This window comes from Hydrogenovibrio marinus, from assembly GCF_013340845.1.
In the GTDB taxonomy this organism is placed as follows: domain Bacteria; phylum Pseudomonadota; class Gammaproteobacteria; order Thiomicrospirales; family Thiomicrospiraceae; genus Hydrogenovibrio; species Hydrogenovibrio marinus.
Map to the genome: position 1 here is coordinate 74,660 of NZ_AP020335.1, position 23,850 is coordinate 98,509.

Annotated in this window: 20 protein-coding genes; 6 read left to right on the forward strand and 14 right to left on the reverse strand. The window is 46.0% G+C overall.

Annotation, left to right across the window (positions count from 1 at the left end):
• The first annotated feature begins 308 nt into the window (after positions 1–308).
• Genes HVMH_RS00335 through HVMH_RS00345 form a run of 3 tightly spaced genes read left to right on the forward strand, consistent with a single transcriptional unit; the run spans position 309 to position 4,450 of the window.
• Positions 309–1,607, forward strand: coding sequence for an MFS transporter (locus HVMH_RS00335; protein ID WP_162174188.1), 1,299 nt, complete (start codon positions 309–311; stop codon positions 1,605–1,607).
• Positions 1,608–1,666: 59 nt separating this feature from the next.
• Positions 1,667–3,832 (forward strand): AMP-binding protein, encoded by a 2,166-nt coding sequence (locus HVMH_RS00340; RefSeq protein WP_029911330.1) that lies wholly within the window; start codon positions 1,667–1,669, stop codon positions 3,830–3,832.
• A 33-nt stretch (positions 3,833–3,865) separates the two neighbouring features.
• Positions 3,866–4,450, forward strand: coding sequence for a CPBP family intramembrane glutamic endopeptidase (locus HVMH_RS00345; protein WP_029911325.1), 585 nt, complete (start codon positions 3,866–3,868; stop codon positions 4,448–4,450).
• A gap of 76 nt (positions 4,451–4,526) precedes the next feature.
• Here HVMH_RS00345 and HVMH_RS00350 read toward each other — a convergent pair whose 3' ends face one another.
• The 13 genes from HVMH_RS00350 to HVMH_RS00410 form a co-directional block, all read right to left on the reverse strand.
• A complete protein-coding gene (locus HVMH_RS00350; protein WP_029911323.1) occupies positions 4,527–6,263 on the reverse strand; it encodes a BatD family protein in 1,737 nt (578 codons plus the stop codon).
• Positions 6,257–8,347, reverse strand: coding sequence for a VWA domain-containing protein (locus HVMH_RS00355; RefSeq protein ID WP_029911320.1), 2,091 nt, complete (start codon positions 8,345–8,347; stop codon positions 6,257–6,259). Before HVMH_RS00355 ends, HVMH_RS00350 begins: the two co-directional genes overlap by 7 nt.
• A complete protein-coding gene (locus tag HVMH_RS00360; RefSeq protein WP_029911319.1) occupies positions 8,344–9,414 on the reverse strand; it encodes a vWA domain-containing protein in 1,071 nt (356 codons plus the stop codon). Before HVMH_RS00360 ends, HVMH_RS00355 begins: the two co-directional genes overlap by 4 nt.
• Entirely contained in the window at positions 9,411–9,911 is a 501-nt protein-coding gene (locus tag HVMH_RS00365) for a DUF4381 domain-containing protein (protein WP_029911318.1), read from the reverse strand. Before HVMH_RS00365 ends, HVMH_RS00360 begins: the two co-directional genes overlap by 4 nt.
• A 1-nt stretch (position 9,912) precedes the next feature.
• The gene (locus tag HVMH_RS00370) at positions 9,913–10,851 is read right to left on the reverse strand and encodes a DUF58 domain-containing protein (RefSeq protein WP_051623062.1); all 939 of its coding nucleotides are present in this window, start codon (positions 10,849–10,851) and stop codon (positions 9,913–9,915) included.
• 25 nt (positions 10,852–10,876) lie between these two features.
• Positions 10,877–11,848: an AAA family ATPase gene (locus tag HVMH_RS00375; protein WP_029911316.1), complete on the reverse strand. Its 972-nt coding sequence runs from the start codon at positions 11,846–11,848 to the stop codon at positions 10,877–10,879.
• Positions 11,849–11,969: 121 nt separating this feature from the next.
• Positions 11,970–14,285, reverse strand: coding sequence for an ATP-binding protein (locus HVMH_RS00380; protein WP_051623061.1), 2,316 nt, complete (start codon positions 14,283–14,285; stop codon positions 11,970–11,972).
• Positions 14,282–15,136: a molybdate ABC transporter substrate-binding protein gene (gene modA, locus HVMH_RS00385; protein ID WP_029911313.1), complete on the reverse strand. Its 855-nt coding sequence runs from the start codon at positions 15,134–15,136 to the stop codon at positions 14,282–14,284. Before modA ends, HVMH_RS00380 begins: the two co-directional genes overlap by 4 nt.
• 105 nt (positions 15,137–15,241) lie before the next feature.
• Positions 15,242–16,234, reverse strand: coding sequence for a tRNA 5-methoxyuridine(34)/uridine 5-oxyacetic acid(34) synthase CmoB (gene cmoB / locus HVMH_RS00390; RefSeq protein ID WP_029911311.1), 993 nt, complete (start codon positions 16,232–16,234; stop codon positions 15,242–15,244).
• Between the two features lie 7 nt (positions 16,235–16,241).
• The gene (gene cmoA, locus HVMH_RS00395; RefSeq protein WP_029911309.1) at positions 16,242–16,967 is read right to left on the reverse strand and encodes a carboxy-S-adenosyl-L-methionine synthase CmoA; all 726 of its coding nucleotides are present in this window, start codon (positions 16,965–16,967) and stop codon (positions 16,242–16,244) included.
• Positions 16,968–17,088: 121 nt separating this feature from the next.
• Entirely contained in the window at positions 17,089–18,270 is a 1,182-nt protein-coding gene (locus HVMH_RS00400) for a murein transglycosylase domain-containing protein (RefSeq protein WP_051623238.1), read from the reverse strand.
• A 7-nt stretch (positions 18,271–18,277) separates the two neighbouring features.
• Positions 18,278–19,177, reverse strand: coding sequence for a DNA/RNA non-specific endonuclease (locus HVMH_RS00405; protein WP_029911305.1), 900 nt, complete (start codon positions 19,175–19,177; stop codon positions 18,278–18,280).
• Positions 19,174–19,944, reverse strand: coding sequence for a methyltransferase domain-containing protein (locus HVMH_RS00410; protein ID WP_029911303.1), 771 nt, complete (start codon positions 19,942–19,944; stop codon positions 19,174–19,176). Before HVMH_RS00410 ends, HVMH_RS00405 begins: the two co-directional genes overlap by 4 nt.
• Positions 19,945–20,099: 155 nt before the next feature.
• Here HVMH_RS00410 and HVMH_RS00415 point away from each other — a divergent pair, with 155 nt between their 5' ends.
• Positions 20,100–20,603: a hypothetical protein gene (locus tag HVMH_RS00415; RefSeq protein ID WP_029911302.1), complete on the forward strand. Its 504-nt coding sequence runs from the start codon at positions 20,100–20,102 to the stop codon at positions 20,601–20,603.
• 38 nt (positions 20,604–20,641) lie between these two features.
• Here the strand turns inward: HVMH_RS00415 and HVMH_RS00420 are convergent, their stop codons facing one another.
• Positions 20,642–21,883, reverse strand: a complete 1,242-nt coding sequence (locus HVMH_RS00420) for an MFS transporter (RefSeq protein ID WP_029911299.1) — start codon at positions 21,881–21,883, stop codon at positions 20,642–20,644.
• A 164-nt stretch (positions 21,884–22,047) separates the two neighbouring features.
• On the opposite strand from HVMH_RS00420, the gene HVMH_RS00425 reads away from it, so the two are divergent.
• Complete coding sequence (locus HVMH_RS00425; protein WP_029911295.1) at positions 22,048–22,701, forward strand: ArsR/SmtB family transcription factor; 654 nt, start codon at positions 22,048–22,050, stop codon at positions 22,699–22,701.
• A gap of 140 nt (positions 22,702–22,841) precedes the next feature.
• Positions 22,842–23,834 (forward strand): AAA family ATPase, encoded by a 993-nt coding sequence (locus HVMH_RS00430; RefSeq protein ID WP_029911293.1) that lies wholly within the window; start codon positions 22,842–22,844, stop codon positions 23,832–23,834.
• Positions 23,835–23,850 lie beyond the last annotated feature (16 nt).

The window sequence follows — 23,850 nt, forward strand, 5'->3', positions numbered from 1 at the left end:
TCTTAACGATTAGGGGGAAGATAACACGATGCCTAATGCTAATAACCATGCAAAAAAATTGTTTTTTTATAAAAGTGTAGTGAATATTACACTTTTTATTTTTAAAAATCACTTAATTTTACTTATGATTTTAATTATGGCGCACCATTATCAAAATGATTTGCCCTATAAATAAGAATGAACCTGCTGATAAATCAACTTGTTATAATCCGCCGTCGGCCTAGGCAATTCATTAGGGGTTTTGTTAAAAGTCGATTAAACTTACGGTTTCTGAAATTTACACACTGGTTTTACCAAGGTTAGATGTTGTGACACGGTCATTCTTTTTCGAAAAACGATTTTTCCCACTCTTTTGCGTCCAATTTTTTGGTGCCTTCAATGATAATGTCTTCAAGAATGCCTTAGTGATGCTCATCACTTTCAAGTTGGCAAAGACCCCCAATGAAGCAGGTTTGTTCATCACGCTGGCAGCGGGTTTATTCATCCTACCGTTTTTTCTGTTTTCCGCGTTTGCTGGTCAGCTTGCCGACAGTAATGATAAGGTGGTTTTGATTCGAAAAATCAAACTGGCAGAAGTCTTGATTATGTTGACCGCCGCTTTCGCTTTCTGGACTCAGGATGTGCATTTGTTATTGGGCGTTTTGTTTTTTATGGGCGCGCAATCCGCATTTTTCGGGCCGATAAAATATGCGATTTTGCCTGAATATTTGTCGGAATCGGAGCTTTTGAAGGGCAATGGTTGGTTCAGTGGTTCAACCTTTATCGCCATCCTGTTGGGGATGCTATTCGGTGGTTGGATGGTCTTGACTGATGGAGGACTCGAGTGGGTCTCACTTGCGGTTATTTTGATTGCGTTGGCGGGTTACCTTGTCAGTTTGAAGGTACCATCGGTCGATGAGCAACCTGAACCGGTGCGTTTGGAGTGGAACCTGTTTAAAGCCATTGGGCAAGAAATTGGTCATGCCCGCCAGTTCCCACAGGCCTTTTTTGCAGTATTGGCCATTTCCTGGTTTTGGTTTTTGGGGGCAACCTATTTGAGCCAGATGCCAGTGTTGGTGAAAGAAGTCCTCGGTGCTAACGATTCCGTGGTACTGTTATTTTTGACCCTATTTTCCGTTGGCATCGGACTCGGCGCCTGGCTGGTCAATCAGGTCAAATTAGAAATTCATAGCATTCGTCAACTGCGTTGGTTGGTGCTACCGTTGCTGGGCATCACTTTGGTGATGCTGTTGTCTAATGTTCTGATGCAATCCTCTTCTCATCAGGACAATTTGCTGACGTTGCCTGAATTCTTGAACAATCCAGTTCATGACATTGTGCTGTTATTAATGGGATTGATTGCTATGTTGGGCGGTACCTACATTGTCCCACTTTATACGTTGTTGCAGATTCAAACGCCGGAAGGTAAGCGTTCACGAATGGTAGCCGCCAACAATATTCTGAATGCGATTTTCATGGTGGCATCTTCCTTGTGGATCATGTTGCTCTATGCCTATGATTGGTCCTTGGTGTCGATTTTGATGACCATAGCGGCGTTGAATTTGGTCGCGGTAGCTTGGGTGTCATGGCGTTCAAAAAAATTGATTGTAGAAGCTCCTGATAGATGACGACAAAGGCTTCGGATAAAAATAAGAAAATTGGTGTAAACAGAAATAGGGAAATATAGATGAAGTTGCTGGTGAAATTGCTTCTTTTGGTGTTCTTTCGCGTCAAGGTAAAGGGGATAGAAAATTATCACACTCTGGATAAGAGTGGTGAGCCGATGTTGATTATCGCCAACCATACTTCTTTGTTGGATGGCTTATTGATCGCCAGCTTCCTACCGGGAAAAACGGCCTTCATGATTGCCGAAGAACACACCAAAAAATGGTATGAGCGATTCCTGTTAAGCTTTGTTGATCACTTCAAGGTTGAGTTTCACAATCCCTACGCCACCAAACGTGTTATTCAAGAGTTGAAAAACGGCACCCACTGCATGATTTTCCCGGAAGGGCGCATCACCACTACCGGGAGCTTGATGAAGGTTTATGAAGGGACCGCAATGGTCGCTACCAAGGGCAATGCAACGATCCTGCCGATTCATATTTCCGGTGCGGATAAAAGTAAGTTGTCCTATTTGGACGGTCAGCACTTTGCTTATGTGAAACGTCAGTGGTTCCCGAAGATTCAACTGGCGATTCAGCCGGGCATCAAGCTTGAACTGCCAAAAGGCTACAAAGGCACGCGAAAACACGAATATTTCAAAGACCGCATTTTCAATATTTTGAAAGATGCCAGCTTCTATGGTGAATTTGAGCCGCAATCTCTCTTTAAGGCGTTGGTGAATGCTAGAAACACCTACGATGCCTCAGAAATATGCTTGGAAGACTTCAATCAGACCACTTTGACGTTGAAAAAACTGCTGGCAGCGAGCAGGGTGCTCGGTAAGAAGTTGCATGAGCATTTAGGAGAACAAAAGCGTGTGGGTGTGCTGTTGCCGAATGTCGTCGGGCTACCGACTACTTTCTTTGCGCTACAAGCCTATGCACATGTGCCGGCAATGTTGAATTTCACTGCGGGCTTAGGGCCAATCAAGTCTGCTTGTGAAACGGCAGAGCTAAAAACAGTCATCACTTCTCACAAGTTTGTAGAAGGCTTTCAGCTTGCACCCTTGGTTGAGAGCCTTTCAGATCAAATAACTTTTCTTTACTTGGAAGATATTCGTGGCGAAATCAGCTTAGCCGATAAATTGAGCTTATTGTGGAGTAATGCGAAATCCTTACCGGGTTATGCGTTGAATCATGAAGAAGAAGCGGCGGTGTTATTTACTTCCGGTTCGGAAGGCGCGCCGAAGGGTGTGGTGCTATCGCATAAGAACATCAACAGTAATGTCGAGCAGATTTCCGCAGTACTGACGCTGTTACCAGGTGAGAAAATCTTCAACGCTTTGCCGACTTTTCACAGCTTTGGGTTGACGGCAGGGACACTTTGGCCAGTATTAAAGGGCGCTAGCGTCTTTATGTACCCGTCGCCGCTACATTATGCAGTGATTCCGGAAATGGTGTATCAGTTGAACGCTAAGTTCCTGTTTGCGACCGATACTTTTTTCAATGGCTATGCGAAAAAGGCCGATCCGTATGATTTTTACAGTATTCGCGCATTGGTGGCCGGTGCCGAGAAGTTGCGTCCGGAAACACTTCAGCTATACCTGGATAAATTCCACACCCCGATTTTCGAAGGCTACGGTGTGACCGAAACCGCACCAGTGGTTGCCGTCAACATCCCGCAGAAATTCAAGCATGGCACTATCGGGCAGTTGGTGCCGGGGATTGAGTATCGCTTGGATCCGGTCGATGGTATTGAGCATGGCGGTCGTTTGGTGGTGAAAGGCCCTAATATCATGAAGGGCTATCTGCTGCCGGATCAACCTGGGAAGCTGATTGAACCGAAAGATGGCTGGCATGACACCGGAGACATTGCTGACATCGATGAAGACGGTTTTGTCTCTATCAAAGGGCGCGCTAAACGTTTTGCGAAAATTGGTGGCGAGATGATCTCACTGGCGGCGGTGGAAAACTATATCAACTGCGCTAGCCCGGAAGGGCACCATGTGGTGGTCGCCGTGGCCGATGTGAGGAAAGGTGAGCAATTGATTTTGGTCACCAATGACGAAAGTCTCAGTCGCCATACCGTGAAAGAAGCGGCGAGAGTTGCTGAAGTGTCGGAAATCATGATTCCGAAGACCGTTATTCTGGTAGAAGAAATCCCAGTACTGGGTACGGGGAAAACCAACTATCCAGAAGTGCAGAAAATTGCCGACGGCCATTTCGACAATGCCGACACTAACGAGTAACTTATCATCAGTATGTCTATGGAAGGAAAGAACATGATTCAAAAAACGCTGAATGCAAAGAACATTTTTGCATTGTTGTTTATCGTTTTAATTATTACCAAACTACACGCGTTTGAAGCTATCAAGCTCGACAGTCAGTTTATCGGGCAACCGATTATCATCAACTGGCCGTTGATTCTGACCGTCTTCATGATAGCCGCCGGAGCGATTTTCTTGCGTAGAGGCTCCAATGATTGTTGGTTTATCGCGTTGAATTTTGTCGGTTTGATTTTGGTATCGATTGTGTTGGAATGGTACCAACCGGGGTTGGGTATCGGCATTTTCATGTTGATGCTCTCCACTGCTGTGGCAGAAGAATTGATCGTGCGTTACGCATTCTTCGAGTTGCTGTGGCCGCGTTTTAAACCCGCGATGATTGTCTTGTTAAGCGCGTTGCTGTTTATGGGTATTCACACCAATATCTACACGCAATTCGAGTCATCGTTGGCAGTCTTCCTTTTCGGATTGGTGTTGGGTGCTATCTATGCCAAATTCAAGCAAAAAGACCAGACGATTAAAGGGATTGCATTGGTTGCTTGGCTACACTTGGGTGCGTTGTTGTTGGATATTTATCTTTAAGAATATCTACCAGGTTGGGGTGACGGCAATAAGAGCGTTGACCCCAACCTGGCAGATTTTATCGATTCTTACGTCCCTATTCAGGGTAAATCGGATCCAGCTGTCGACCTTCCTGCTGTTTCGATTCTTTCGTTTGTTGATTTTCTGATGCTTTTAGTGCCTGACAGAAGCTCGGCAATAGGTTTTTGTCTAAAGCTTCCTGATGGAACAAATGTCCCTTCAAGCGATTCAACAATGAAGCGTTTTCGTTAATGGCGAGGAAGGCCTGTGCTTTAACTGGGAACTCCTGAGACCATTGATTAAAAGCTTGATAGACACCTTTAGCATTTCCCTCCATACTCAGTGTACAGATGTGTTCCAGGCTTGGGTGCAGGCGTTGAGCGTTGGCGGATTGTCCAGTGCCATCCATAGAAGTCATTAGATTCGGTCCTACAGAAACTTTCTTCTGGCGTTCACGCCAGTAAAGCACAGCGGTCATTAACCAGAGCAGTGCAAACGCAGCGGTGATTCCCTGCCAAAGCCGCGCAGTGCCTAAAACCTTATCGCTGGTTTCATGTGAAACTTCCTGATTAACCGGCTTGTTTTGTGGTGTCAGTGGCGTTAGATTGGTCCGCGGTTTCAGAGCCGGCAGTACATCCAGTGTTTTTGCTGGCAGAGTTGCCGTTTCCATTTTCTCAGTTTGCGTGTTCCACCAATTGATGGTGATGGACGGTAGGGTGATTTTGCCTGCTTCCAAAGGTACGATTGCCATCTTGACGGTTTTAGCGGAGTTGATGCCTGAATCAACTTCCTGATCCGATAGTTTTGGGTCATCCGGATAGACATGGAAGCCCGCCTGGTCTTCCAAGCTGATGTCCGGCAACTGTGACGACATCAGGTTTTGTGCCTGCAAGCGGATGGTTCGCGTGATGGAGTCGCCCACTCGAAGTGAGTTAGGCATCTGCCAATCTTGCGTCAATGTCAGGTTTGGCGTTGGTAACCAGGTTTTGTCTTTAGGGTAATTTGCATTTTGCGGCATGATTGTCAGGGTAATCGGCTTGCTGTTGTTACGAATCATCTTGATGGCGCCGCGATATTGCAACCTACCGTCGAACTGCTCAGGCGGAATGGTCAAAGTGCCGCTTTTCTGAGGATAAAACGCCCAGCTCCATTCATAGACTTCATAGCGTTGACCGTTGATGTCTTTTTGATAATTGACCTGATTTTTGAGTTGTTTGTTGATGGCATCTTTGAAAATAGGCGGACGAATGCTGCCATCGATAAAGCGCCCCAAATGGTAGTATTTCAGGGTGTAGATGACTTGTTGTTGAACGTAGGCTTTGTGGGTGCTGATGGAGGATTCCAAGAAGCTCACACCTTGTTTGCCCGCTTGCGTCATAGGCGAAACAGAGAGTTTGTAAGGCTGGCTGTCAATGCCATCCACGGTCAGAGGGGGAATCATCAGTTCCCCGATTTGTTTTGGCGTGATGCTGATGTCCCAACGTGTCAGCGCTTGGTAATTGCCGTTGACGATGCTGACATTCGTCGAGCGTTGGGTGCCCAAGACTTTGAACTGGTCTTTTAACGGCGACAAATCCAAGTCATCAAAGGTCTGGAAATTGGTTTGCACCACCAAATCCATTACATCGCCCATTTCCACTTTTTGGCGGTCTGTCGAGACGGAAAGGGTTTTGTCCGACGCATAGGCATTCAACGTGAACAGTGTCATTAAAACCGCGACGGCCAGTAACATTCTGGCAGCCATGTTCGAGTAAGGTTGCACAAATCTCATTGCCATCGTTTCACCATTTGTCTCATTATTGATTTTTACCATGATTTGTCGGGCTCTTGTGCCTCATCGGCATTTTGGTGTTGTAACTGATATTGGTATTCAAATTTTCGTTTTAGGAAAAGTCCCGGCTGGTCAGGAATCTGGTTCAACCAAGCTTTTTCCGCCTGCTCTTCTTCTGTCAGTTTTTTGCCGGATTGTGCAGATGTCTTGCCGTCCATTTGATCAGAAAGTCGCGTTGGCGACGTCTTTTTTTGCGCCAAACTCTGTTGATTTTTGTCTGCGTTCACCTGTGACATTTCTGTTGCCTGTTGACCGGTTTGTCCATTTTTCTTGCTGGCATCAGACGGTTTATTTTTTTGCTGTTTGCCTTGATCGTTTGACTCTTGGTTGTCTTGTTTGCTGTTCTGTTTTTCTTTTTCGGCAGCTTTTTGTGCATTGGCTTGTTTGTTTTGTTGATCCTTATGGTCTGAAGGCGTTTGCTGTGACTTAGGTTGTACGGGTTGATTCAAGTCGTTTTTGGCATCTGACTTACCGGACTGATTCGCATTGGAATTTTCTTGTCCTTGTTTTTGCGGTTGATTGCCACCGAAACCCTTTTGTTTGCTTTGTTGGTTACTCTGTTGATTATCCTGAGCTTGCGATTGTGATGAAGCATCCTTCTGATGCTGATTTTTTTGCTTTAACAGGTTATCAACCAATTGTAGATTTTGCTTAGCTTGTTGCCAATCTGGGCGCGACTTTAAGGCAGATTCATATTGCTCTTTGGCCTTTTCCAGCTTTCCAAGGTGAGCATAGGCATTGCCTTGGTTGTAGTGACCTTGTGGAGATGGATCCAGTTTGAACTGCTTGAGCGCCTCTTGGTAATCTCCGGCTTTGTAGTAGCTTGCGCCTTTCCATGCTGGGCTTTCAAAGCGGTCGGCCGCGGTTTCATAATCTTTTTGTCGCCATTTTTCGTAGCCTTGCTGATCGGGAGATTTGAAAACATCAGTGAAATGTACACTGGCATCTTCATGCCTGTTTTTATCGATTGGTTCGGCGGCATAGCTTGAAGGAGAGTAAGCACTGCCGGCAGCCAGTAGCCAAGCAGCCAGTAAGCCGCTGATGGAAACGCTAAATAACCAGCCTCGACGGTAAGCCAATGCTGCCAACGGAATCAACAAATACAGCAGATATACGCCCTTATCCAGCCAGGCAACGAAGGATTTCGGTGGTGTTTGCTTATCTTTTGCCTGCTGAGTCGGTAATTGGTTCAGGAAGGGCGGCAACAGCACAGAGAGGTCGTCATCCGAGTTTTGCATCAGCGTAACGCGAGCACCCAGAGATTGTGCCAATTTCTGAATTTGTTCCACTGGGATTTTTGCCATGATGATTTTGCCGGAGTCATCTTTTAACAGGCCATAATTCGGCACCGGAATCGGGCCGCCATCGGGCGTACCACTGATGAGAATACTGACGCTGACATCGGCATGTTTGATTAAGGAAATCACTTCAGGGACTTCTTTGGCTTCGATATCGTCCATCACCCAAATCAAGTGACCATGCTTCACATGCGCGCCATTGAAGAGGCTGAGTGCCTGCTTCACACCCTCAACAGCGTTAGAACCGTATTTTGGCATCATGGTCGGGTTCAAATGTGGAATCAGCGAGAGTAGGGTTTCGTTGTCGTCGGAAATCGGTGCCAGAGTATGCGCTGTGCCCGCGTACACCACCATGCCGCTTGCCATTTCTGGATGTTGTTTGAGCAAGTCGATGAGTTTGTATTGCGTGCGGGTGATGCGATTCGGTTTCAGGTCGTCGGCCAACATGGAAAGTGACAGATCCTGCAAAATAACGGTACCCTCAGTCGATTTTTCCGCGGGGACCTTAACCTGTTCCCATGTTGGACCAGATAATGCGATGATGGCACTAAACCAAATCGCCATCAAGCCAACCACTTCCCAGGGTTTGTCAGCATTTTCTGCAGATTTACCAAGCAAGATGGGTTTGAAGCTCGGGTTGATAATTTCCTGCCAGCTACTTTGCTCACTTCTGCGTTGCCAAAGTTTCCAACCTAACCAAGCGGCAGGCAACAATACCAGCAGCCATTCCGGGCGTAGGAAATGGAAGGTCATTTGCGTGGCGTTCACGATTGACCTCCTTGAGCACTTTCAGCGTTGTCGGGGGTATTGGTCGTAGCGGAGTGCTGCATGGGCGAGCGGTAAAGTCGATGTGCAACCATCAATAGACTCAGCAATAGCGCCAGACCTAAAGGCCAGACAAACAGTTCTTCACGCATGCGGTACTGGTGTAGTAAATGAGGGGTCGACTCCAGCTTGTCGATGCTAGCGTAAACCTCATTGAGTTTGTCCGTATCGGCAGCATAGAAGAATTTACCTCCGGTGATTTTGGCAATATTTTTCAGAGTGGCCAAATCCATATCGCTACCACCGAAGAAGACATTCATCGCGCTTTCCTGCGATTGACCGATGCCAATGGTGTAGATTTTCAGCCCCATTTTTTTCGCTTGTTTGGCAGCATCAATCGGTTGTACCGTACCAGCGGTATTGGAGCCGTCGGTCAATAGAATCATCACCGCGTTTTTCTGATTCGCCTGACGTAAATGTTTTAGGGTGATACCAATAGCATCACCGATGGCGGTGTTGTTGCCTGCCATGCCGATTTCGGTTTCGTTCAACAGGGATTCGACCGTTTTCAGGTCATAAGTCAGTGGACTTTGCAAGAAAGCTTGTGTGCCGAAAACTACCAAGCCCATGCGGTCGCCTTGACGTTTTTTGATGAATTGCGACACTACAGTTTTCACCGATGTAAGGCGATCGACAGGTCGACCGTTCAAGGTCATGTCATTCTTTTCCATACTGCCGGACAAATCGACAGCCAGCATCATGTCTTTACCGGTCTGAGTGAAGGCGGCCGGAGTCAAAAACCAAACCGGGCGCATGGCGGCTAGAACCAAGAACAGCCATAGCAGCACAAATAACCACGGAATTCGACGCTGTTGGCCATTGGCCTCCAGGGAGGGCAACCTAGCAGATTTTGAGAGTCTTGCCATCAAGTGCGGGGCGAATAGTGGTAACTGCTTTTGAGAAGCTGGTGGCAGAATCAGGCGGATAATCCATGGCAATGGCAGGAATGCCAGCATCCATGCCCACAGGAAACTGAAGCTATCGAAAAAGTCTAGCCAATCCAGGTTCATTTGTGATGCCCTTTGATCCAGTGTTTCACATAGTCCAGCGTTTGCTGGATATCCTGAGGTTCAAGCGGTTGATTTGGATTGTAAAGCGAAGCGAAGCACGCCTCTAAACCATCCGGCTGTTGCACGTAGGAAGCATTTTGTTTGAGGAAATAAATCCAATCCTGACCTGTCAGTGCAGCCACTTGTTTACGCCCATAGCTGGTGATAGCTACTTGTTTCAATAATTGGTTGGCGATTTGCAGTTGGCGTCTCGGGTCATCGGATTGAGCGATGGCATTGTCGAACAGGGACTGTGCCTGACGGCGATATTGGTTTTGTTTGCGTTGATTTAGAAAGTACCAGGTCGAACCGATCAAGATGCCGCCTATCCCGATAAATAGCGCAATGAGTGAATCAGAAATAGGCCACCAACCGACAGGTGGCGGCACCACAATATCGTTTAGCCGTGACAAAGCGGCTTGTAGTTGTGGAGAAAGTTCTGGTGTGAGGTTTGCCATATCAGCTCACCACCTTCTGCGCACGCAGACTTTCCAACACATTATCCTGTGTGGGTACCGACAGCATTGGGATTTGCAAGCTATAGCTCAGTTGCTGCAAAGCATCGAATCTAGAAGCGTATTGCGTATGATAGTCCGCCAATTGTCGCGACGAAAAAGTGTCGAAATCCGTTTGATTTTCGCCGTCTGTCAGTTTCAAAATGCCTTGGCTAGGCAGGTCGGCCTCGACGGGATCGAATACATGGATCAATACAATTTCACACTGGCGTTTGAAGTGCGAGAGCGTATCGAAAAAGGTTGGCTCCATGTCCAGAAAATCGCCAATCAAATACACACGCGTGCCGGACTTCAAATGGGGTAAAACTTGTGAGAGGTGGTGCTGCCAGTTATCTCTGGTGCCGGGTCTAAGGACCTGTTGTTGAAGAGTGGTCGCGGCATTCAAAAATTGAAGAACATTCTTTGCCTGATGTTTCGGTTCTATCCATTTATGGCCAAGGTGGTTGAAAACATAACCGCCGAAACGATCACCTTCCTGTAACGTCACCCAACCCAGGGTTGCGGCAATGTTCAGTGCTTGCACTGATTTGAAACGGGTCTGGCTGCCGAAAAACAATTTGGGGCTTTGCTCCAGAATACACAGAACAGGGCGCTCCAACTCCTCGGTAAAAAGTTTGGTGTGGTATTTTCGGGTGCGAGCACTGACTTTCCAGTCGATATGTCGGATATCGTCACCAGGCGCATACTCGCGAACTTCATTAAACTCCATGCCTCGTCCTTTACGGATGGCTTGGCGATAACCGGCTTTTTCGGAAATAAGTCTCTGCTGACTGTTCAACCGCAGACGTTTCACATGAAACCGAAGTTGCAGCAGACTATCCAGCTGTGAATAGATCGCTGGATTATCGAAAAATGAAGTAGGTGAGCTATTGGTCTCTGACATGGTTGCGTCCGACAAAATGCCTGAATTAGATGACAGGAACCAGTTGAATCAATTGGTCAACCAGTTTATCTGCGGTCATGCCTGCCGCTTCACCTTCAAAACTTAGCAGGATACGGTGACGGAACACATCATGCACCACTGCCTGAACTTCTTCCGGGCTGACATAATCCTGACCTTTCAGCCAAGCCAAAGCGCGCGCACCGCGAGAGAGTGCTAGGGTTGCACGTGGACTCACACCAAATTCAATGGCCTTGGCGAGTGTGGGGTCGTATTTTTCGAGCTGGCGTGTTGCCATGACCAATTCAACGATATAAGTCTTGGTTTCTTCCGACAGATATAAGTTCAGAATTTCGTTACGTGCTTCGAATAAATCTACTTGGCTTAGTGGTTCGAAGTAAGGAAAGCCTGCGGCATTCTCTCTAGCTTCATCTTCCACCAAGTCGAGAATGTGTCTTTCCGTTTCTGCATTTGGGTAATCGATTCGGACATGAAGCATGAAACGGTCAAGTTGTGCTTCCGGCAAAGGATAAGTGCCTTCCTGTTCAATTGGGTTTTGCGTCGCCATGACCATGAACAGGCGCTCAAGCGGTAAAGTGTGTTTACCAACGGTGACTTGTTCTTCAGCCATGGCTTCCAATAATGCAGACTGTACTTTAGCGGGCGCGCGGTTGATTTCATCGGCCAAAATCAGGTTATGGAAAATAGGCCCCTTTTGTAACCCGAATTCACCATTGGGTTGTAAGACTTCTGTCCCGGTGATGTCAGAAGGCAATAAATCCGGCGTGAATTGGATGCGATGATAATCGCCTTCAATCAATTCTGACAGGGTTTTAATGGCTTTGGTTTTTGCCAAACCTGGAGGGCCTTCCACCAACAAATGACCATCTGCCAGTAAGGCGACCAGCATACGCTCTGTTAAGTGAGGTTGACCGAGAATGTGTTGATTCAGTCTCGTCAATAATGCAGAAAATTTTTCGGACAAAGTGGTTGCGGACATAAATACGCCTTTTATTAGTTCGCCAATGACAAGGGGTTCATTATATCGGCTTCAATTGATGCAAGTCTTTCAAGATACTTAAAAGAAGTTGGATTTTGTGCGTATTTGTGGGGCGATAGCGTCAAACTTCGTTCTGATTGGAAGGAAGATATTCCATTAATACCGATTTTAGGTCGTCGATATTAATTGGTTTTGGCAAATAGTTGTCCATGCCAGCCATTAGGAAGCGTTCTTTGTCACCTTTCATGGCATTTGCCGTGAGGGCTACCACGACTTGAGGTATGATTTGGTTGGCCTTTTCCAGCATACGAATCTGTTTGGTGGCGTTGATACCGTTGAGTTTAGGCATGTTCTCATCCATAAGGATCAGGTCATACCGGCTCTCTTGAACCCTATCAACGGCTTCTAGACCGTCTTGAGCAATATCGAAGGTAAGCTCCAGTTTTTTCAAAATGGCAGACATCAGCATTTGGTTGGTGACGTTATCTTCCACCAGCAAAATATGACCTTCGAAACTGTCTTGCAGGGTTTGTTTACGCTCGATTTCCGTTGCCATTTTCACTATTTTTGCTGGAACGGTGAACCCAAAACAACTGCCTTTTGATTCCTCACTTTTAAGTTGAAGGTCTCCTCCCAGAAGCTGAATCAATTTTGCGCTGATGGTTAAACCAAGCCCTGTACCGCCGTATTTTCGGGTGGTAGAGCTTTCCGCTTGAGAAAAGGATTCAAAAATATCAGCTTGTTTTTCCAGAGGAATACCTATCCCTTCGTCCATGACTTTGCAGAGGAGTTGCTCCTTGTCCCAGTCATAGCTTGCCGTGAGGGTGATAGATTGTCCTGCGTCTGAGAATTTAACCGCGTTGGATAGGAAGTTACTCAATATCTGATTGATTCGCAGTACATCGGCTTCAAGTCTTGGTGGCATGCGATCAATGTTGATAATCAAGTCGATATTTTTTTCACTGCATCTCGCTAAGAACAAGTCGGCAACTTGGCTGATGGACTTTTGAGGGTCAAAGACCACAGGATCGATCTCCAGTTTACCGCTTTCAATTTTGCTCAAGTCGAGAATGTCGTTGATAATGCTCGTCAAAGCTTGGCTGGAAGTATCAATGATATCCAGATATTCTCTGGATTCCTTATCCTGATTTTTTTCTTTTAACAGCGCAATGAAGCCGAGAATCGCATTGAGTGGCGTGCGAATTTCATGTGACATGTTGGCGAGGAACTCCCCTTTGGCTTTGGTGGCAGCCAAGGCTTTGTCCTTTTCGATCATCAAGTGTTCGTTGATGCGCTCATTTTCTGAAATGTCGAACATGGAGATAACAAAACGATCGTAGAGCTTCGATTTCATGGCAGAAATCTGAAAAAGTGAGATTTCACCCTTATGGAGTACTTTTACCTTATGAGTTTGATGAGGATGATCTACGAGGTATTCAATCCACTTCTTGTCTGGAAATTTATAGATAAAGCCTTCTTCTTTGACAAAGAAGTCGCACACACATTCGTGTTCATGCTGGAATGCGTCCAAAGAGTCATAATCTTCAAAGAACGCAAAGAAGCCACCACTGGCATCAATTAACTTCTCGCCATCGTTAATGATGATGATATTCGATTGAGATTCCAGGATATTGCGTGAGTAATCGCGCGATTCAGTAAGCTCCGAAATGGATTGATTGATGCTTCGGCTGAGATGCCAGAAAATCCAAAGTCCGATCACGATCAAACTGATGGACAGGAGTATTTGATAGTTTCGGTACCTTTCCTTGTCTTTTTGTACACGTTGTTTCAGTTTTTTGTAATCCAAGGCATTGGTCAAAAAGACGCGGTTCGCGCTTTCTTTCAAGCGGTGAAAGATCGGTGTGAAGAATTTCATGTTGAGCTGAAATTCGGTAATTTTGCGCGAGAGAAGCGGCGATTTTTCTTGTTGAAGCTTGTCGATTTCCTCAAGTTGATCGTTTAACTCGACCAGCTTTTCGTTGATAAGACGAAATTTAGGCAAAATATCTGCTGCTGCAAAGGAAAAGTGGTTGAAACGTTCGGGCTGGTAGGTTTGGAAACTTTCCAGTTTATCCGCATCCGGTAGGTTCAAGTCATAGCTATGATAAAAGTTACCACCATTATTCAATATGAAAAATGACTCATACACCTTGGATTCTTTTTCACTGATTTTTCGCAAGATGATGTTACGCATGTGCTTGTTTGGAAATGCTGCCATCTGGTAGAACAGGGATTCGATATTGCGAATTTCCAAACTGATATCAGAGGTGACAACGCGTTGCACGTCAGCGTTTTGAATATGTTTATCCAGCGCATTGATGAAGTTTTCGATGCTGTAATTGATGATGGTTTGAGCAAAAAATCCGAGTACAAACAAAATCAATAGCGCCAAGAGTCGGTTCTTAGCCGTGTGTGAGAAAAGCGTAAAGGGGCTCATTTTCCCTGCCCTTCAGTGGAGAGTTCTTTCATGCGCTGATCATATTCTTGCTGGGTGAAGAAGCCATAGTTATAGAACACTTTGACACCAGTCTTAGAAGCGGCATAAGCCATGAATGCTTTGGCAAGAGCCGGGTTTTTGGAGTAGTTCAATAAGTCCAGTTCCAGTTTCTTCGGTTTTGACCATTTGGGATCAATGGGAATGAGGGTTAGGTAATCTTTGGTTTCCGGCCATTTGGTGACGGCATACCAGTTGATGACGATGTCGGCATCTCCAGATTTAATGGCATGAAACAGGCGATGCGAGTCAGTGGTGAAGTAGGTGACGTTTTTATAGACCTTTTCGGCGATGTCTGCTTTTTTCAACATGGTATCCCCAGCCTTGCCGATAGCGCCTGAGGTTGGCGAGGATAAAACAACCGAGAGTTCCGGGTTCATAAGCTGGTTAAGGTCGTTGGTCAGATGTTTGGGGTTGTCTTTGGCAACGACCAAAGCTACACGGTTATAACCGACCAGCACATGCTCTAAGATCAGTCCTTCTTTTTCACCAATTCTACGAAAGGAGTCGCTCCCTGGAAAATAGATGTCCCCTTGTTTTTCCTTCTTGATGGTTTGGTAAAGAAAACCCGACGCACCTTGATTGATTTCTATATTGACGTGATGTTGTTTTTCAAACGCATCTGCTAAAACCTTAAGAGGCTTGATCATGGTGATGCCGGCATAAATAACCAAATCCGGGGATTTGTTCTGAGTTGCGGCATGAGGACTTTGATGGGTGACCATCTCGAAAACAGGCAGGATAAAGAACAGTAAGGCAGAAATACTGACGATGGCAACATTGCGAACATTCATGCTTTGTTATCCTCAAGGCGGTTATGACTTATACAAGGTAGCGGCACACATCAGTAAAAACCGGAAAATCGCCAGCACAATCCCAGAAGTCTTTAGTATTTTAGCCTATTTGTTTGCTAAAACAACAGCCCTTAAAGGTGCAGGGTAGCCTTCAATGGTACGGGAAGGATCATTCGGGTCTAAAAAGTCTTCTAGGGATTTCCAGTCCATCCATTCGGTGGCGCGTTGTTCTTCAATGGAGGTTTGATCCAAATCGACGCAGCGTACATTTTTGTAGCCGCACTTTTCCATCCAGCGAATCAGCTCGGGAACCGAAGGCAAGAACCAGACATTGTTCATTTGTGCATAGCGGTCTGCCGGAACCAATAGCTGCCCGTAGGTTTCAGGAACAACCAAGGTTTCCAGTACCAGCTCACCACCGGGCTTCATATGTTTGCGTAAATCCAGAAGGTGGTCGATAGGGGAACGGCGATGATATAAAACGCCCATGGAAAAGACGGTATCGAACTCTTCTGCTTTATTGATAACGGGCAGTTGCTCTAATGTCAGCGGCAGAAAGTATGCCGGAACCGAGTCACCGATAAAATGCTTCATCACCAAGAACTGACTCATGAACAACAAACTTGGATCAACGCCGACGGCGAAACACGCACCTTCTCCCATCATTCGCCAGATGTGATAACCGCTACCACAGCCGATATCCAGCACTTTTTTACCTTCCAGGCTGCTTAGGTGTGGTTGTACACGATCCCATTTCCAGTCCGAGTGCCATTCGGTGTCGATAAACACGCCCTCGATGTCAAAAGGCCCTTTTCGCCAAGGCATCAAACCTTTGAGGTGAGTCTTGAGTTGTTCGCGTGCACTTTCGCTGGTGCTGTCTGAATGAACCGCTATCGCCGAAGCATTCAGGGTGTAGGTGTCGGACTTTGGCAGTTTAAAAATAGCTTCCAGCGCCGGTTGCCAACGAGGGAGGTTGCCGTTATTTTCCGGTGTGAAAGCTTCTTCCAAAAGTGGTGACAGAACGTCTTTCCACTCTTCCAGTCTGGAGCCGGTTAATTCTTCCCAAAGGGGTTCGTAGTGTTCAAAGTAATGTTTCACGTGGCACTTATTTAGATTTGATCGCTAAAAAGGAGACAAAATTATACGCTTGGAACCAAATGGAAGCAGAAGCAAATCCTGCGGTTTTCATACGCTCAAGGTGCGTTGCTTCAGTATCGCTAATCAATACATTTTCCAGAGAGGCGCGCTTTTGCCCGATTTCCAATTCGGAATAACCATTGGCTCTTTTGAATTGCAAATGCAAGTGCTCAATGGCGGTTTGAATTTCTGCTTGGTCAAAGTGAATTTTTTCCGACAAAATCAAAATCCCACCCGGTTTCAAGCCTTGGTAGATATCGCTAATCAACGTCTGGCGATCTTCGGGGGCGATGAACTGTAGCGTGAAGTTGATGACCACGATCGATGCATTTTCAATATCGACAGCTTGTATATCGTCACAGATCAGATTCACCGGGACATCCGAATGAAAGCCGAGGATGTGTTCTTTCGCGCGCTCAATCATTGCTTTGGAGTTGTCCACTGCGATAATCTCGCAACCGTGTTTTGCTTTACGACGCATGGTGATGGTCGCCGCTCCCAATGAGCAGCCCAAATCATATAGTTTGCTATTCGGCTGGCAAAAGGCATCCGTCAACTCGCCAATGCCGGTCAAAATCGTTTGATAACCCGGCACTGAGCGTTGAATCATATCCGGAAAAACCGCAACCACCGATTCGTCGAACTGAAATGCGGCGAGAGCTTCATGTGGTTGAGCGTAAATGGTGTCTTTCACAAGTCTTTCTTCTGAAGTTAAACGAAATCAATTTTGTTGCTTATTATAAAGGATTCGTCTGTTCGGAAAAATGGATTCGCAACTTTGACGATGGGTGACGAAAAATCTGCCAGGTTGGGGGTTAAGCTCTTAAGTATTTGGCTTTGTTGCGCGTGACTTTTTGTATGTAGTGTCTGGCTTCTTCGTATTTGAGGTTTTTCACCAAGTGTTGGTAGACCTGTTGGCTGGAAAGCTGGTTGATTTTCTCTACCGCGCGCCCTCGGTCATTGTCAAAAGCTGCCAGTACGTTTCCGCTTCCAGTGTTGTAGGCGGCAATCACACAATATTCACGTGACTTTTCTTGTTTGACGGAACCTAAATATTTGGTGTCGAGAATATGTAAATATGCCGTACCCATCTCGATATTGTTATCCGGTTTGAACAGATAGTTTTTGCTTGGTGCGACATCTTTGTTGTGAATCAAACGGTAAGCGTCACGACCCGCAGTTTGTGGCACGATTTGCATCAACCCGTAAGCCGGAATGTGACTCATGGCGTAAGGGTTGAAAGCACTTTCGGTTTCGATAATCGCATACACCAAAGCCGGTTCGATATCGAAGCGTTTGCTTTGACGACTGACTTGAGTGGAATATTTTTTCTGCTGATTTGCGTCATGGTCTTTAACCATTTCGAAAGTGACATAATGACGTGGTTTGCCATTATAGGTATCACTTTGATAGGCATGTGCCATCAGATAATCGGCATATCGATTGGCTCGCCATTGCGTGGTGACGGATTGTTGATCCTGGTCGACAACCAAGCCATATAAAAATGGTTTTTTCCCAGTTTTCACCGATTTGTCGGATAGCAGATCAACGGTGCTCGGGTCGTCCGGCGTTAAAAGAGTGCTGATGATGGCGGCTTTGAGCGCCGTCTTCTCATCTTTATCGACAACCGTTTCCACGCGGATATGTCCGGTGGTGAAATTGATGATGGCTCGGCTTTTGTATTTGTCGGTGTACTTGACATATTCCTTTTGCGACGCGATTTTTTTGTCGCCCCAGGTTTTTGCCAGCTCTTTCACCATTTTGTTGATTTGTTTGCGAACCAAGGAGTCGATTTGCGGAATACCCGTGACCGGAATCTGGGAAGTCAATGCACTAGGCACATCACCGTTGTACAGCTGTTCTGCCGAGGTGAAACTTCTGCGGACTTGTGTGGGCGTACAACCGGCAAGCACGCCGAGAACGCCTAAGGCCACGCCATTTTTAAGGAATTGTCTGCGGTTGAATGCAAGTGGATTGTCGGTCTGTTTTTCAGGCATTTCCATTTCAATAACGGCTAGGTCGGTTCGCTATGGCTGGTAATCCCCAAGCATTGATGTTTGAGTGAGCTTCCAGCTTGTTTTCAACAGTATCGTTCAGTTTCCAGAAAAAGTCGATACCCGTTCGCTGTTCCACCTCGTCAATCGTCACCACATATTTCATCAAAGAATCATCCGGTTTCGCAGTCTGAGGCATGATAAACGCCAAGGCGATTGGAGGATTGCCGTCTGTAGCAGGACGTACGAAAATTTTGTAGAACGCGGAGGGAATGGCGATGTCGGTGCCTTTCAGCATTTTCGGGTTTTGGCTGAAAATAGGGCCGGTTACTACCCAAAAAGACGTGAACTGTTTGGAAAAGACATCTGCGCTGACTTCTTCCAATCGCTGCCAGATTTTAGCGTTGAAGCTGTGCTTTTGCGGTGTGATATTGGTCATGAGAAACGTCTGTAACTGAGCTTCACGACCATAACGGCTGCCAATAACATAGTTAGGTGCCATGTGACCTCGGTCATAACCTGTGCGGCGATAGTCGTCACTGGTGACATGGCGCAGACTGCGCCAGTCAGCATGGAACTCGCCACGTTTGCCGAGCTTTTCCTTGTTTTGCGTGACTTTGTAGGTGACCCAAAGCGGATTGCCGTACTTTTCCGAGTAACCCACCATGTAGCCATCGTTTCTCAATGTGTGGGTGAGATTTTGCCAATCATTCTGTGTCTTCGGTACCCCCATATAGGCCATTTGGGGGCGAGCGTATTCAGTTTCATAAACATATTTCAAGCCACCAATCAGCAGGGCGAAGCCTAAAATCATTGGCCACCAGAAAAAACTGATCTGTAAAATTTTGGGTTGACGCTTGAGCTGTCTGAAAGCTTCTTTCAGCAATTTTCTTTGAGTAGCTTGATTCATTGTTTTTTAGCAACCAAATGAATATACCGCCCCATGTCTCGATAAGTCGGCATTCGGCAATATTGATATTCTAGAGCGAAGAGTTCTTCAGTATCGGACTTTTCCAGTACTTGCGGATTGAGGTAATCGTGAAATACACGGATGCCGGTTTGCATCTCGATTTCAAATCCCCAGCTTTCAAGAGTGGCAATCACTTCATGTGGAAATTGTGGGTTTGGCGGCGTAAGGTTTTTGCCCTTGCCGATATAGGCGTCTTCAAGAATAAACTGCCAGCGCCATTCGCCCTTCAGGACATTGGTGTACACAAAAGCGTTGCGGTTATAAAACAGCAAAGAAAGCGTGCCGCCTGTTTTGACTTTGTCAGCAACCGTTTTCAACGTCTCTAAAGGCGTAGCCAACCATTCCAGCACGGCGTGGAACAACACCAAATCGAACTCCGGTAATTCGGGTGCTAAATCTTGTGCCGCGCCGTGCAAAAAATTTGCTTTTAGCTTGGCGTCCGAAAAATTTTGCTCTGCCTTGTGCAGCATCTTCTTGGAGAGGTCACATAACGTGACTTGGTGTCCTGCTTCCGCCAGCCACTGCGACACTTGGGCAAAACCACAACCCGCATCCCATATGTTCAATTGCGATTGTTGGTATAGATGATCAAGATCTTCTTTAAGCAATTTCAGGCGCCATTCGCCCTTAACGGTGTCATAAACCCGTTTTTCAAATTTGTGGACGAGGTTGTCAAAGTTGCGATCTGCTGGGGCGTTTTTTTTCATTTTCTGGCAGTTTCGTTTTTGGTTTGCCTATTTTACAGAAAACAAATTTGCAATCTGCAATTGAAATGGGTTCAATAGAGGTGAAGTTAGATTTGGCCTTATCCTTTTTCTTTTGTTATCAGGAGTTTAAAGTTTAGCAAAATGAGTCTGCAACGATGAATTTAGAAAGCACTTTGAACACTTGGAACGGTCACCCGGACGATCTTAAGTCCATTTACCGCCAATTTAAAATCCAACCGGATTTTGTTATGCAGTTGTTGCCCTTGTTGAAACAAAAACAGCAACGCGGCGCCAGTGAACTATTGAAAATTTATCTTGGCAATCAAGGTCAGTTACCTGAAGGTTCAACCACCAGTATTTTGAAGAGTCTCTGTGTGACGCAAAGCTGGCAAACGCAGGAAAACCTGCTGGCATGTTTACCTTTCTTACATCCTTATCCAAAGCCGCAACAAGCCGCGCTGGCCCATTTTATTCACAACGCATTGCATTCGACACATAAATCGGTCGCAGTGTTGGCAGAGCAAGCGGTAACAGAGTATGAAAAGGACTTTCCAGACCAACCTTTTGCACAGTTTTTGTCAGAAGAAGAAAAGGCAATGGATGATGTTGAGGACAAAAAATCCAATGCTGACCAACAAATGAGCGCATCGCTTTTTTGAGTCTGTTTTTAATTCTTCTACCCCAACCTGGCAGATTTTTATGACTTTTTGGGGAGTGACAACTGTACGACTATTCCCGATAAAAGCATCGTCACACCGACAAACCAAAAAGGTAAGATAAGGTTTTGCGACCATTGCGTCATGATGCCCATTGCAAGCGCCCCAAATGCATAGCCTGAATCCCGCCAGAAACGGTAAATCCCAATTAAGCTCGCTCGATGTTGTGGCGGTGCAAAATCGCCAACGGCGGCACCTAGATTTGGATACAGCATTGCCATTCCAAAGCCTATAAAGGCGGCTTCAAGAGTCCAGAGCGAAACGTCGGATGTATAAGGAATGGCGAGAACGCCTAACCCACAGAAAACCATGCCCCAGACAATGAGGACTTTGCGGCCGATTTTGTCAGACAGTGGTCCGGTAATAAGTTGACTGGCACCCCAAACAATTCCATAAACGGCAATGATAGAACTTGCCTGAATAAGCGTTAGGTTTTGTGAAAGAAAGTAGACGGGAAGGAAAATCCAAACAATGGCATCGGTAAATTTTTCGACTAAGCCAGCTTGGTTTAAGGCAACTAGGGGCTTATTTTCGATGCTTGCAGTGCGAAAGAGTTGGCTCAGTGTTTGATGGCTGGTGTCCTGTCCTGAGGTTTGCGCTTGCTGCACGTGTAATTGTGCCCAGGGCAGGGTTTCGACGATAGTGAGTTTGGCCAGCAACAAACCTGACAAAATCACAATCAAACTGAAAATGAACAGACCCTCTTTTGCCCCCCAAAGCTCAACAAAATAGGCAGTAATCACACCTGCAATACCTACCGCAGCGTAGCCGGAGAATTCATTAACGCCATTCACCAGACCTTTTTGGGTGGTTTTGGCCAAATCAAGTTTGCTGTTCAGCGCCATAGACCAACACATACCTTGATTGAAGCCGAGCAGAATAGTTGCGCCAATAATCCAGTTCCAATTAGGCGAGTAAAGCAGCATAAAGGGAATTGGAATGGCGATTAACCAGCCCCAGATCAGTACTTGTTTTCGACCGTAATGCTCGCTCAATTTGCCTGCAAACAGGTTCATGATCGCCTTAACGATGCCGAAAGCGACAACAAAAGACGTGAGAAGGAAAAAGGCTTGATCAGCCAACCCGAAGTCGGTTTCCGCTAATCCCGGTACGGCGACCCTTGTCATGCCAATGGTTAAACCTACGAGAAATATCTGGACAAGATGGAGTCCAAACTGATGTTTGTTGCTCAATATCCCATGGGAAATGTGTTGTTCGGTCATTGTTATGATGTCGTCCGGAAATAAAAACGAATTGCATTGTACTGTTGGTTACTTTAACATTCAATTCTTTGATTGAATGTATTGTTTCAGTTGGATAGATTCACTTTTTGAGAGCAGTAAATAACGTAATAACGCCATAAATTGGCAGAGAAACGGGTTGTTTGATGGCAGATATCAAAAAACAATTGTTTGAAAGGCTGGCGATGGTTGCGCATTGCTTAGCGTCTCCACAACGGATTGCATTACTGGATTATTTGGCTCAAGCAGAGCGAAGTGTGGAAGAGTTGAGCCAGTTAAGTGGATTAAATTTTGCCAACACGTCTCGGCATCTTCAGGTTTTGAAAAATCATGGGTTGGTTTTGGTTAAAAAACAGGGTAAAAGCCGTGTTTATGAAATCTCAGGTGAGGATGTCATTTTGCTTGTACGTAGCTTAAGGCAAACTGCGGAAACGCATATTGCCGAGATGGACAGGTTATTGTTAGATTTGGATGCGAACGAGATCTTTAGCAAGCAGATGAGCAGACAGGAGCTTTTGGGACGCTTGGATGAAAAGAACTTTGTCATTGTTGATGTCCGCCCAGAGAAAGAGTTTGCACAGGGACATATTAAAGGCGCGATCAACGTTTCACCGGATCAGATAAATGAAGCCGTTGAAACTCTGCCAAAGGGCAAGGTGGTGGTCGCTTATTGCCGAGGACCCTATTGTGTATACTCAAAACAACTATTAAATGCATTAAAAGAAAATGGCCAGCAGTCTTACCAACTGGAAGAAGGGTTTCCGGAATGGAAAGCTGAAGGATTCCCGTGGATGACTTAATGAAATATGCTGGATTGTGATTAGATTTGTTGATAAGTTTGTCCGAAAAATGAATTTCTCTTTTGGTTACAAAATTGATTAAATTAGCATCTTCTTATACAGAAGATTGAAGCAAAGAAGCAGCTTTAAAAGGAAAGCATATGTCTACCTTGAATGATTTTGAAAATTTAAAAACCCATTTACAAAAAGTAATCGTAGGTCAGGAGTCTCTGTTGGAGCGTTTGATGATTGCGATGCTGACAGGGGGACATTTGCTGTTGGAAGGGCCGCCGGGCCTGGCGAAAACCACCGCGGTTAAAACCTTGGCTGAAGCTGTAAAAGCGAGCTTTCAACGTATTCAGTTCACACCGGATTTGATGCCGGGCGATGTGATGGGGTCAGACATCCTCGATCCGCAATCTGGGCAGCTCAATTTCGTTAAAGGCCCTATTTTCAATGAAATCGTACTGGCGGATGAAATCAACCGTGCGCCGCCAAAGGTGCAATCGGCATTGTTGGAAGCCATGGCTGAGAAGCAGGTAACGGCCGGTGGTAAGACGCGTATGCTACCAGATTTATTTATTGTTATGGCGACGCAAAACCCACTGGAACAGAGCGGTACTTATCCGCTACCGGAGGCACAACTTGACCGCTTTATGCTGCATGTGGTGTTGGATTATCCGACGGATGAAGAAGAATTGGAAATCCTTCGCCGTGACCGTTCGCATCACTTTGGCGAAGATAAAGAACAGTTGAACGCATTCTTGACGCCAGAGATGGTGTTGTCAGCACGCCATAAAATTTCTGAGCAATATGTCTCGCCTGAAGTGGAAAGATACATCGTCGATCTGACGGCCGCGACGCGTAAACTTGAGAAATATGATGCTTCTTTGGCGGGTATTGTCGAAATTGGTGCTTCGCCTCGTGCTACGCTGTCATTACTGCATAGTGCCAGTGCTTATGCTTGGCTGCAGGGCCGTGATTTTGTCACGCCAGACGATGCGATTGCAATGTTGCCGGATATTTTAAGACATCGTATCCGTGTCAGTTTCTCAGGTCGTGCGCAGCAATGGACGGAAGATTCGGTGATTGCCGAAATCATCAAACGTGTTCCTGTGCCGATGACTCAGACCGCACAAACTGCCGCTCAATAAACCGTTTTAAGCAAGG